Source organism: Shewanella sp. 492, assembly GCF_059338445.1.
The window spans coordinates 329,681-342,910 of record NZ_CM181702.1 but is presented as its reverse complement, the minus strand read 5'-3'; the positions used below and the strand labels follow the sequence as shown (position 1 = coordinate 342,910).

8 protein-coding genes are annotated in these 13,230 nt (G+C 41.7%); 7 read left to right on the top strand and 1 reads right to left on the bottom strand.

What is annotated here, in order from left to right:
- The first annotated feature begins 85 nt into the window (after positions 1-85).
- The 7 genes from hsdR (at position 86) to gapS1 (ending at position 11,650) form a co-directional block, all read left to right on the top strand.
- Positions 86-2,545: an EcoAI/FtnUII family type I restriction enzme subunit R gene (gene hsdR / locus AC5YBX_RS01555; protein ID WP_494524258.1), complete on the top strand. Its 2,460-nt coding sequence runs from the start codon at positions 86-88 to the stop codon at positions 2,543-2,545.
- A gap of 147 nt (positions 2,546-2,692) precedes the next feature.
- Positions 2,693-4,051, top strand: coding sequence for an MATE family Na+-driven efflux transporter (locus tag AC5YBX_RS01550; RefSeq protein ID WP_494524257.1), 1,359 nt, complete (start codon positions 2,693-2,695; stop codon positions 4,049-4,051).
- A 129-nt stretch (positions 4,052-4,180) separates the two neighbouring features.
- Positions 4,181-5,677, top strand: coding sequence for an N-6 DNA methylase (locus tag AC5YBX_RS01545; protein WP_494524256.1), 1,497 nt, complete (start codon positions 4,181-4,183; stop codon positions 5,675-5,677).
- The gene (locus AC5YBX_RS01540; protein ID WP_494524255.1) at positions 5,677-7,482 is read left to right on the top strand and encodes a restriction endonuclease subunit S; all 1,806 of its coding nucleotides are present in this window, start codon (positions 5,677-5,679) and stop codon (positions 7,480-7,482) included. The genes AC5YBX_RS01545 and AC5YBX_RS01540 overlap by 1 nt, the downstream gene beginning before the upstream one ends.
- Positions 7,483-7,484: 2 nt before the next feature.
- Positions 7,485-9,131, top strand: coding sequence for an AAA family ATPase (locus AC5YBX_RS01535; RefSeq protein WP_494524254.1), 1,647 nt, complete (start codon positions 7,485-7,487; stop codon positions 9,129-9,131).
- Positions 9,132-9,133: 2 nt separating this feature from the next.
- Positions 9,134-10,003, top strand: a complete 870-nt coding sequence (locus tag AC5YBX_RS01530) for an HNH endonuclease (RefSeq protein WP_494524253.1) — start codon at positions 9,134-9,136, stop codon at positions 10,001-10,003.
- A gap of 39 nt (positions 10,004-10,042) precedes the next feature.
- The gene (gene gapS1, locus AC5YBX_RS01525; protein WP_494524252.1) at positions 10,043-11,650 is read left to right on the top strand and encodes a GapS1 family protein; all 1,608 of its coding nucleotides are present in this window, start codon (positions 10,043-10,045) and stop codon (positions 11,648-11,650) included.
- Between the two features lie 157 nt (positions 11,651-11,807).
- On the opposite strand, the gene AC5YBX_RS01520 is transcribed toward gapS1, so the two are convergent.
- Positions 11,808-13,046, bottom strand: coding sequence for a tyrosine-type recombinase/integrase (locus tag AC5YBX_RS01520; RefSeq protein ID WP_494524251.1), 1,239 nt, complete (start codon positions 13,044-13,046; stop codon positions 11,808-11,810).
- Between the last annotated feature and the right edge of the window lie 184 nt (positions 13,047-13,230).

Sequence of the window (13,230 nt, the reverse complement as noted above, 5' to 3'; positions counted from 1 at the left end):
TTCCTTAAGGCTTTATGACACAATCGAAACGGGCAAAGCTGTCCGTAACTGTTTGTTATCTTTCCTAGAAGGACCTTGTTAGGTTATGAGCATCAATAAAGCAAAACTGACTGAAACCGATATCATCAGCAAATTCATCATGCCAGCGATTAAAGATGCGGGCTGGAATGATATGACGCAAATTCGCCAAGAGGTGAAGCTGCGCGATGGTAAGGTGATTGTGCGTGGCCAGCTCGGTGTGCGCAAAACAGTAAAGTCTGCTGATATTGTGCTTTACCATAAACCAAGCATGCCCCTTGCAGTGATTGAGGCTAAGGCGAACAAACATGAAGTAGGCAAAGGCATGCAGCAAGGTCTCGATTATGCGCGCTTGCTTGAAGTACCTTTCATCTTCGCCTCTAACGGTGATGGTTTTATCTTCCATGATAAGACAAAACTAGGAACGCCTGAAGCACACAACCTAGAATCCGAAATCCGTCTTGAAGACTTCCCATCCCCCCAAGAGCTTTGGGCTAAATATTGTGTCTGGAAGGGCTATACTGAAGCACAGCTGCCGATTATCAACCAAGAATACTATGACGATGGTAGCGGCAAGCACCCTCGTTATTACCAACTGCAAGCCATCAACAAAACCGTAGAAGCAATATCATCAGGTAAAGACCGTGTATTGCTAGTTATGGCAACAGGCACGGGTAAAACTTACACGGCGTTTCAGATCATCTGGCGCTTATGGAAGTCTCGCGCTAAAAAACGCATTCTATTCCTAGCCGACCGTAATATCTTAGTCGACCAAACCAAGACAGGTGACTTTCAACCTTTTGGTCCCGCAATGACCAAAGTCTCAGGCAGAACCGTTGACCCTTCATACGAGATACACCTCGCACTCTATCAAGCCTTAACTGGCCCAGAAGAGAGCCAGAAAGCCTTTAAGCAAGTAGACCCAGACTTCTTTGACTTAATCATTATCGACGAGTGCCATCGCGGTAGTGCCTCTGAAGACAGCGCATGGCGTGAGATTCTAGAGTATTTCAAAAGTGCAGCTCAAGTAGGTTTAACGGCGACCCCTAAAGAAACGACTGAAGTATCAAACTCAGACTACTTTGGCGATCCGGCTTATACCTACTCCCTTAAAGAAGGTATTGAAGACGGCTTCTTAGCGCCCTATAAAGTAGTGCGCGTTGATATTGATGTTGATCTGCAAGGCTGGCGACCAACAAAAGGCCAAGTCGATAATCAAGGAGAGGTAATAGAAGACCGGATCTATAATCAAAAAGACTTTGACCGCACCATGGTGATTGATGAGCGCACTCAGCTGGTGGCCGAGACGATAACCAACTACCTAAAACGTACAGACCCAATGGCAAAGACCATTGTATTTTGTAACGACATCGACCACGCCGAACGCATGCGCCGTGCTATCGCCAACCTCAACCCAGAGCAAATGGCGAAGAACGATAAGTACGTGATGAAAATCACTGGTGATGATGAGCTAGGTAAAGCCCAGCTTGATAACTTCATCAATCCTAAAAAGCCTTATCCTGTCATTGCCACTACTTCAGAGCTGATGACCACAGGTGTCGATGCTAAAACCTGTAAGCTGGTAGTACTGGATCAAAACATTCAATCAATGACCAAGTTTAAACAGATCATTGGTCGCGGCACACGTATCGATGACAGATACGGCAAGTTGTGGTTCACCATCTTAGACTTCAAAAAAGCTACCGAACTGTTTGCCGATGAGCGCTTTGATGGTACGCCAGAGAAGGTCTTAGTCGTTACCCCTACAGATATAGAAGATGACGATACTGACATTGATGGCACAGATGCGATTGATGACCCAAGTGATGAAGATAATCCATTCGATGATGGTGAGCTTGGTGGCGATAGCAGTAATAATCAACCCGATGGTAATGGCGATGATCGTCAAACTGGTGAAGGTGAATGGACAGACGATGAAACTCGTAAAGTAGCCAAATACCGCGTGTCGGGTGTAAGCGTTAGTAAAGTTGCAGAGCGTGTGCAGTATTACGATAGCGACGGCAAGTTAGTTACCGAGTCTTTCAAAGACTACACTCGCAAAACCATGGCTAAGCAGTTCAGCTCTCTCGATGAGTTCGTAAAGCGCTGGAATGATTCTGACCGTAAACAAGCCATCATCGATGAGCTCGCACAAGAAGGCATTATCTGGGCCGCACTTGAAGAAGAGGTTGGCAAAGAGATGGACCCCTTCGACATGATCTGTCATGTGGTATACGACCAACCACCACTAACGCGTAAAGAACGTGCAAATAACGTTAAAAAGCGTAATTACTTCACCAAATACTCTGACACAGCCCAAGCAGTATTACAGAATTTACTGTTAAAATACGCCGATGTTGGGGTGCAAGAAATTGAATCAATGCAGGTGCTCAAAGTACAACCCTTTAACGAGATTGGCAGTCTCAGTGAAATCGTTAAAAAAGGCTTTGGTGGTAAAAAAGAGTACGATCAAGCGATTAGCGAGTTGGAAGCTGAGATTTATCAGCTCCACCAGCAATCAGCATAAGGGTTATTCTTAGCGGCTCAATGCTAAAGCCCGAATCATTATTATAAGAATGAGCAGTGACTAATCCGTTAGTTAGTCACTGCACTAGCTCTAGTACGAACTCTAACCCAAACAGAACCCTAAACTGCCACTACGAATCCAATACACATGCAACCAAACCTCAAAGCTTCAGCCTTTGTAACCGCCTATTTGAAGAGCTATCAAAGTATCAACTTCAAGCTGCTATTGGTGCTCGTCTTAACCAGCTTAATCCCGTTAATATATTCCACTACTCGGATACATTTTTTAGGCGATATCCCTAATCCATGGGCGTTCAGTATCGCAGCGCAAGTGGCTTGGCTTAACGTAATTTATGAGGTGCTTAGTGAAGCGCTACTTTTGCCGCTAGCATTCGTATTTGGTCAAGTGATACGAGAACCTAAAAAGTACCATATCAGGTTATCGACAGGGCTTACTATCGTGGTCATGGCCTATACCATAGTTACTATTACGGTAATAACACTGGCACCACAAATGGTTGCAGCTATGCAGCAGCAAGCCGCGCTTATAGAGCAAACCGTCAGTTATATTCGCCTAGAGTCCCTCGCGATTTTATTGTCGAGTGTATTTTCATTTGCAAGCTTAGTGCTCGTACTCAAAAACAAGCAAAAACTCATCTACCAGTTATTACTTATCCAGACCCTACTCACCCTATTATGCGACAGCCTGTTTGTCAGTCAGCTGCCATTCTCTTTAAACCTTGGGGTTAATGGCATTGCGTGGACCAATATTATCGTCAGCTTGGTTCTATCTAGCGTGGCCATTTTATATTTAACCAGTAAGGGCCTATCGCTACGCCGCATTCAGTTTAATCAGCAACCATGGCTTACAACTTGGCTAAGGGTTGGCGCTAAGTCAGGCTTAGAGTCATTAGTACGCAACACCGCTTTTGTGGTGATGATCTTGCAGCTGGTAAATCAGGTTCAACAAGCCGGAGTATTTTGGTTGGCGAATCAGTTTATCTGGGGTTGGTTACTATTACCTATTCTGGCGCTAGGCCAGTTAGTAAAGCGCGATGCGGCCAATAATGGCGGATTAAGCAAAGGTAAGGTGAACAGCTATATGGGCATAGTATTGGTATTTATATGCGGCTGGCTGGGGTCTATGCCTGCATGGCAGCCTTTTATCGAACACGTTATGGGTGTTAGCCAGTCACAAGCTGTCACCAAGCTAGTGTTACTCATGCTTGGCTTTTACATTGTGTTTGCCTTTAACCATGTCATTGATAGTTACTTTTACGGTATAGGCCGAACAGACTTAATGTTATACCAGTCTTTAATCGTAAACATCGGCTTCTACGGCAGTGCATTTATGTCTTATCAAATGGGCTGGTTCGTTCCATCACTAGATAAAATCGCCATCATGTTTGGCTTAGGAATAACAATCGATGCCATCATCACCGCTTACCTGTACTACCGGCTAACTAAAGCCCGTGCCCCCGACATGACTAACATTCTAGTCCGTTAGAATATGCAGCGACCATAGGGGTGCTAGCCCTACTAGAGCAGCAAAATAATCATAACTAACTCACTGATCACCAGCGCAGGTATTGCTATACTGCCCGGCATTATATTTAGCAATTAAAGTAGCTTTGTTATGTCTATCAGTTCAGCGATTAAATCCATCCAAGATATTATGCGTAAAGATGCCGGAGTTGACGGTGATGCCCAGCGTCTAGGGCAAATGTCTTGGTTACTTTTCCTTAAAGTGTTCGATGCCCAAGAGGAAGAGTTAGAACTTGAACTAGACGATTACCGTGAGCCGATCCCAGCAGAGTTCCTATGGCGCAATTGGGCTGCAGACAACCAAGGCATCACAGGTGAAGAGTTACTGGACTTTGTTAACGATGAGCTATTCCCGCAGCTTAAAAACCTCACTGCGCCGATAGATAAAAACCCACGTGGTTATGTAGTCAAAGAAGCATTCTCAGATGCCTTTAACTACATGAAAAACGGCACCCTACTGCGCCAAGTGATCAACAAGCTCAATGAAATCGACTTTACCGACTCAAAAGAGCGTCACTTGTTTGGTGACCTGTACGAGCAGATCTTAAAAGACTTACAAAGCGCAGGTAATGCGGGCGAGTTCTATACCCCACGCGCCATCACTAAGTTTATTGTCGCGGTAACAGACCCTAAACTTGGCGAATCTATTATGGACCCAGCTTGCGGAACAGGCGGCTTCTTAGCATGCGCGTTTGACCACGTTAAAACTAACTACGTTAAATCAGGCGAAGACCACAAGACTCTGCAGCAACAAATCTTTGGTGTTGAGAAGAAGCAGCTGCCGCACCTACTGTGTACTACCAACATGATGCTGCACGGTATTGAAGTACCAGTACAGATTAAGCACGGCAACACCCTCAATAAACCGTTATCAAGCTGGGATGACCAAGTTGACGTCATCATCACTAACCCACCATTTGGCGGCACCGAAGAAGACGGTATTGAGAAGAACTTCCCAAGCGAAATGCAAACCCGTGAAACTGCTGATCTATTCCTACAGCTAATCATTGAAGTTCTAGCAACGAAAGGCCGCGCAGCTGTGGTATTGCCAGACGGCACCCTATTTGGTGAAGGCGTTAAAACCAAAATCAAAAAGCTACTGACTGAAGAGTGTAATCTGCACACTATCGTGCGTTTACCTAACGGTGTATTTAACCCATACACTAGCATCAAAACGAATATCCTGTTCTTCACTAAAGGGGATGGCTCTGCAAAAACAGCAACTAAAGATGTTTGGTTCTATGAGCACCCATATCCTGCTGGGGTGAAGAACTACAACAAAACCAAGCCAATGAAGTTTGAAGAGTTTGCAACTGAACTGAGCTGGTGGGGTAGCGAGGCCGACGGTTTTGCATCACGAGTTGAAAACGAGCAAGCATGGAAGGTGTCTATCGATGACATCATCGCTCGCAACTACAACCTCGATATTAAAAACCCCCATGTAGGTGATGTGGTCAGCCACGATCCTCAAGAGTTATTACAAGACTACGCCAAGCAGCAAGCCGATATTCAAGCCTTACGTGATCAGCTAAAAGGCATTCTTTCTGCCGCCCTTTCTCCAAAAGATCCAGCGGGAGAAGCTAAATAATGGCTGAGCATGATGTAAAAGTTGCGGCTAAGAAAAGCGCAGAGCAATTAATTACTGAAAACCTAGATATCTGGACCAGCGCCATCGAGCAAAAGTCAGCTTCAGGCCGTGGTTCATCGAAGAAGTTTTCATTGCATGGCATCAAAAAGCTGCGTGAGCTGATTTTAGAACTCGCCGTGCGCGGTAAGCTAGTTCCACAGGACGCTGAAGATGAGCCTGCTAAATATTTATATGAGCGTATAGAAAGTTACCTATGTAATAAAATAGGAAAAAAGAGTTTACCTATTTTAAAGCGTGATAAATCTGTATTTGAACCATCAGAGTTTCATTATGAATTGCCAGCTCTTTGGCAGTGGTGTGAGCTGCAGGACATCACATTGTTTTTGAATGGTAAAGCTCATGAACAATACGTAACAGATGCATCAGGTTTCGTATTGATAAACTCAAAGTTTGTTTCAAACAATGGCACGATAAAAAAGTATACTACTGAACGCTTAACACCATTAAGTCGTTTTGATATTGCTATGGTTATGAGTGATGTCCCTAATGGTAGAGCATTAGCGAGATGTTATCTCGTTGAAGAAGATAATAAATATACTTTAAATCAGCGAATTTGTGGACTGTCTTCATCACCAGAGTTAAACATGCGTTATCTGATGATAGCGTTAGACCGTAACAAATATTTACTTAGCTATAATGATGGTAAAAAGCAATCCAACTTAAAGAAAGTGCAGGTAATGTCCTGTCCAATTGCATTACCTCCTTTAAAAGAACAACACCGCATCGTCGCAAAAGTCGATGAGCTGATGAGCTTGTGTGATGCCCTAGAAGCGAAAACAGAAACGAGCATATCTGCACACCAAACCTTAGTGGAAACCTTGCTAGGGGCGTTACTGCTTCCTTCTGCTGATGCTAACAGCCTTGAGCCGGTAGAAAGCTCTGAGCAGAACTTTATAGAGAGCTGGCAACGTGTTGCCGAGCACTTCGACACGCTATTCACCACCAGCGCCAGCATCGACACGCTAAAGCAAACCATCCTACAACTCGCTGTCATGGGCAAGCTGGTGGAACAAAACTCTAATGACGAACCTGCAGCTAAGCTACTAGAGCGTATCACCGCAGAAAAAGCCCAATTAATAGCCGACAAGAAAATCAAAAAACAGAAGCTACTGCCAGCCATCACCGACGAAGAAAAGCCATTTGAACTACCGAATGGCTGGGAGTTTGTAAGACTCGGGGATTTAACTTCTAGGCTTGGTTCGGGCAGCACTCCAAGAGGCGGACAAAGTGCATACGTGGATGAGGGAGTGATTTTTTTACGATCTCAAAACGTATGGAGTGATGGCCTTAAGCTTGATGATACTGCCTACATCAGCAAAGAAACTCATGAGAAAATGTCTAATACGCATGTATTTCCCAATGATGTGCTTCTTAACATAACAGGGGCATCTTTAGGCCGCTGTACAATATTTCCTGAAGAGCACATTACTGCAAACGTCAGTCAACACGTTACTGTTATCCGATTAATAGAACCTAAAATGAGCCAGTTTCTGCATTTGGGAATTATTTCTCCGTTAGTACAGCGTTTAGTATGGGGGCGACAAGTTGGTATGGCGATAGAAGGACTTAGCAAGAAGGTGCTTGAGCAATTTGAATTTCCGTTACCACCACTCGAAGAGCAACACCGCATAGTAGCCAAAGTCGATGAGCTAATGGCACTGTGCGACCAACTCAAAGCCCGTTTAAGCGACGCCCAAACAACCCAACTCCACCTCACCGACGCCATCGTCGAACAGGCGGTGTAATTATGGAAGAAAATAAAAAGTTAGAGGTTATATTTTGTGAAAGTAAAGGGATTTCTGCTTCACCTCTTGCTGGTCAGGTCTTAATTAGACAGTCAAATGATTGGAATGATTTTGGCTACAATATTAATGCGACCTACAAGTTGTGTATGTGGGACGGCAAGACTGTTTTAGAAGGTGAGTTGCTAGTTGGTTTCTTACCGGAAGTTAATGAAAATCTAGCCTTAGAAGACATTGATAAAGAGTATTTTGAACTACTTGGTAATATAGATAAAGCCTTGAAGTACCAAAACTATGGTAAAGATTTTGTCTTTTTTACTCATTTCCCGAACTTGCAAGAGTACAGAAAAGTTGTTCTAAACCTAGGTGTAAAACATACAGCATTACTTTTGAAATCAATAAACAACGTCCTAGTTGCTGACAATTTCTCATCCCCAAGCGGTTTTTACGAAAAGGTGCTTGCATCAGCAGTCTTTAGCCGCGCTTTTATGCGTAAGTCAGAGTCTTTCTTTGCTTTTCATAATGCAGAGTCAGTTATCAGAGGGATTGAATTCGAAAATTACTCTGCGATTTCAGACTCTTTTACCTTAGGGTTCCAATTAAACAACTTTAAAAATAGTCATAAAATTAATTTCTATTTCGATAGTAAGGCGTTGATACCAAGCCGTATCAGTGTGCTTATAGGAAAAAATGGATTAGGAAAAAGCCAAAGCTTAAATAAGTTATGTCGAGCGCTCTTGAGAAGGTCTGAACCTAATACAACTAAGATTTCTACAAACGATAACCCCTTAAATCAACCGATGTTAAACCGGCTATTAGCGCTTGTTAGTCCTGGGGAGGCAAGTGCTACATTTCCCGGAGAATATGCAAATAGTCAAAAGCTTTTTTACCGCAAAATCGACCTAAATAGTTCTTCAACTACGAACAATAAATCTATAGGCGACTTGTTTGAGCAACTTTTGAGAAGCGATAGCTATATTAGAAAAAGCTATCGTATTGATATATTTAAAGAGGCGCTATCAAAAGCTATTGATATCAAAACGTTATATTTAAAAGTAACGGACAAATACTACATTCCTGTTGAAAAAATGAGGTTTGTAGATGGATTTACGGAGCAAGACTTGAAAATTGCCGAGCAAGTTAAGAACTGTAAACAACCTGTAGTTAAAGTAGCTGATGAATATTATCCTTTAAGTAGTGGACAATTAACATTTTTTCAATTTGCATTGCAATGCTGCTTATATATCGAAAATGGGACTCTTATTGTTTTAGATGAACCTGAGACCCATATGCATCCTAACTTTATTGGTGAGTTTGTTGAGTTGTTAGATTATCTGCTAGAGCACACGGGATCCTTCGCTGTTATAGCAACTCATTCGCCTTACTTTGTAAGGGAGGTTGGTCGTAAACAGGTTCATATCTTTTCATCTGATAACGGGTTTATAGACATATCGATTCCTAGATTAAGAACTTTCGGAGCTGATGTGGAGTCTATATCTCAATTCGTTTTTAAAGAGGATATTGAAAATCGATTGACCGATAAGATCTTTGAGAAAGTAAAAGGTAGAGAGTTTAGTTCGGTTGCTGAAGAGCTAGGTGATGAATTGTCATTAGGTGCGCTAATGGATTTGAAATCTAGGTTAGAGGCTTAGCTATGAAAAAACTAACTCCTGTTAGGGTTAACGACTTCAGGCATTTAGACCATCTAGCTGAGAATAGTGGATTGAATGAAACCTCATATCCTGAGCTTAGGAATCAGAAACAGCTAATAGTTCAGGCGTATAATGATTATGAGGTCAATGGAGGTAACCCTTGGTTAATTTCTATGCCTTTAATCAATAATAAGTTGAAATCGGGATTACTAAAACATTACTCCTCACCACCTGTATCTATAGATTATTTAGATAAAATAAAAGATTCCTCTCCTGAGGTTTGCCCTATGTGTGGCGGTTTTAAGCCTTTTACTCGAGATCATATACTCCCAAAATCGAATTACCAAGCATGGGCAATTTTCTCAAAGAATTTGGTTCCCGCATGTGACTGCAATTTGAAACGAGGTACTGCACTAAAGGGAGATGCAGCAGCTCAAGCCAGAGTCTTGCACCCTTACTTTGATGATGTCTTATCTGAAAGACTACTTAGTTGTAAAATAACCCATCGCGACAATTATCGCTGGTTTGATTTAGGCATTGTTTATGTTGACCCCACCCACCCTGAGATAGCCTCGATAAAGTATCACACTCAAAATATTGTGATTAAGTCTGGTATAGAAAAGTGGCTTAAAGGTCAAATTGGTAAGCTAAAGAATCGACCTTCAAATGTTATTCAGACATTGCCAAGAAGAAGGCAGCAGTCCGAAGCACAAGTAAGGCAAGCTATTGAAGATTGCTTGGATAATAATGATGAATTAACAAATTCTAAAAATAATTGGCTATCGATATTATGCCATGGTCTTCTGAATTCTGATGGTATGGTGCATTGGATAAAAGAACGACATAACGCAACATTGGTCGGTGCAAATTAATTTTAATAGTTTTCGAATATTTGGGATTGAGATGGGCTTATGATCTATAGAAACAAAGCGTTAAAAATACAAGATAGATTATCTAACTATAATCAAAAATCAGTTTTTGAAGCTATTTTACGCCATCTCCATGCACCTACTCATAATATTTATGAAGAAGCCCAGAAAATGCCATGGGTTTGCTTTCTTGCTATTGAGTGGCTTTACCAAATACAACCTAAAAGTAATGCTAAAACAGCCAAGCCTAGCCAAGTTCATAATATTTTAAATCAGATCTACTTATTACAAAGTGAAGCAGTAAAACTAAACGGTCCACTCGCTATAGAGCTTGGATTGAGAAAAATTATGATAGGCCAAATGCGCTGTCAGCGAGCTTTTGAGTTTCACTTATTTTCTTTATCTCGCCTCTACAGTTTGATGGACGTAAAATCTAAATCTAATCCTTTTAAACAGAGCTTCCTGAAAGTTACTGGGGTAGAACTAAAAGACTTTTTTACTTTTTCATTATGGATATTAGCTGGATTTAAAGAAAATAGGTGTGAGATTTCATATGAGAATATTCTTTTGCACTTTTACCCTGAGTGGAACATAGCTAAGATCGCAAAGGTTTTACGTGTTATAGGTAATCTTCCCGTAGATTTAAAACTGATTATAGATAATAAAGGAAATTGCTCTCCAGAGCAGTACTTCAGCAAACCTCAACTGCTGAAGAGTCCCATTTTTTTAACTGAAAGAACAGTACAATGTGCACATATATCTATTGTTACTGAAGGGATTAGTGAACTTGCTCTCCAGATATTGAAAACAGCAGATAATCAAGGATTTCGTAAAAAATTCACAGTGTCATTTGAAAGATATGTTGAAACAGTTTTAAAAGAAAATGATTGTAGCTTTATCACTGAAAATGAAATCAAAGAAATTTATCAAAGCAATGGAGTTAAAGCTAAAGTTGTCGATTTTCTTTATCAATCTGATGGTGCTGTGGTGTTTATTGACGCCAAAGGCGTAGAGCCGCATGCTAAAATTTTAGTAAGCGAAGATCAAAGGGTTATCAGAGACAAGTTAAAAGATAGTTACTTAAAAGGTATTGAGCAGGCAGCGGAGTGCGCTGAAACACTTGAAGCCCTTAATCCAAGCCTATACCAAAACAGACAAAAGTACGCATTGATAATCACTCATCAAGACTTTTATTTAGGCTTCGGCAAACGATTAAAAAGTATTTTAGGCCCTGATAATACCAAAAAAATAGTAGAACAATGTGGGGAAACCATATCGTTAGATAAGACACACTTTTGTAGTATCGAAGATTTTGAAAGCATTATGGCTGTTTGCAATCAAGCGAACATCGGGTTGAATCAATTTTTAGATTTTTGTTCAGAACAACAAGAAAATCCAGCGTCACAAAAATTTACAATGCGACAACACATTGAAGACTTTACAAAAGAACGTTTGGCATTAGAGAAAACACCTCTAGGCACAGATTTGATAGCGAAAGAACAAAAGGAGCAGCTAGAAGCACTTGCCTCTAAGGTTTTAGCTAACCAACTATATTGGAGGAATAAAGGTAGAGACGGCAGTGGTATTAATGAGTTCATCAGCAAATACAAGCAATTACTAAAGTTAGTTCACAAAGCAAAAAGTGAATAACAAACAGAGCCAATACTATTTACCACTCAGCATTGTAAGCATCAACATCAAGTGTATGTGATACGTATTGACTCCTATTAAAACTGGTAATCATTTCTAATGAGAATCTAACTTTTATGAGTCTCTACTAGAACACATCAACCTGAAGAGTTGATAATTACCCTTTTTGATTTGATAAACTCCCCTCTTCCACAACAGACTCTCCCTGTATCTCATCAAGCCACTTATCAAGCGCTACCTTTTTCTCATTGATATAGTGGCTGCGGTTGTAGATCCCTGCAACACCCAAGACAGAGTGACCTAAGAGGTGTTCTACAATATGAGGTGGGATACCTAAGTCATTAAGTCGAGTCGCAAGGGTTCGCCTTAAATCGTGCAAGGTCCACTTCTTCTCGTGCTGTAGCTTTTCCCAAATCTTGCCACCGTAAACGCTGACTGACTCAGGGCTCTTTAACTGCCCAAGCAGATAGCCTGACTTCTGGTTCTTAGCTTTGAGCTGCTTTAACCACGAGTACAACCTAGGCGGTATTGGCCGGATAATTAGCTCGTCAGTTTTGCTGTTAGCTTTAGGGACTGTCCACAAGCCTTTATCAAAGTCCCATTCATCCCAAGAAGACAAACGGACCTCTTGTGTACGCGCACCAAAGATAATCAACAGCCAGATAAGATTGTTGTAATACTCTTGATGCTCACCGGCTTTGACTTGATTGATCACATCTTGCAGTTCAGCTTCAGTCAGTACCCTATCGCGCTTTTTCTGCTTACTGCCAACATCAGTGATAGTTAAGTCGTCTATCACATAGCTGGTGGCATATTCCCGCTTACGGCAAAACAGCAGCGCTTGCTTAGCCCCTTGTAAAACTTGCCCAGCAGCAACAGGAGCCGCCCTTTGCTCATTAGGTATGCCTTTTCTAATTCGATCAAAACAAGCTAGCCATTGAGGCTTAGTTGTTTTTTCTAATGGATACTTACCTATGTACGGATACAAATGCCGTGCAAACTGCGCCCTATGCTTATCAACATTTTTACGGTTATCAGTGGCATATTCCACCAGCCAATACTCTAGCGCCTCTTTAACTGTCACAGCTTCTTTGCGAACGACTTTAGCCAGTGCTAACTCGACACTTGGATCTTTGTCATTATCCAACCATTCACGGCATTGATCGCGCTTATCTCTCGCCTGTTTGATTGAGGTTTCTGGGTACTTACCCAAGCTTGCCCACTTAGGGTTGGTTTCACGACCACCCAATCTGTAACGAAAAACCCAACCAATAACACCCGTTTTTGAAATACGTACAGCTAAGCCATCACCATCAGAAATGACTGATTTTCCGGTGTAAGGCTTACCGGAAACTTTACGTAGAAATGTGTCTGATAATTTATTGATAACGCCCATTTGAATCCTTGGATTGTGACCGTTCGTGCTACACACCGTGCTACACACGGCTTGCTTAAAGGCACGAAACACGCTTAAACGAATACGAACAAGAGTTTTACTAAGATATTAAAAAATAGCAAGTTTTAAATAAAAAACAGAACAAACCCGAACAGGGAAAAACACAGATTAGAAAATACGGCAT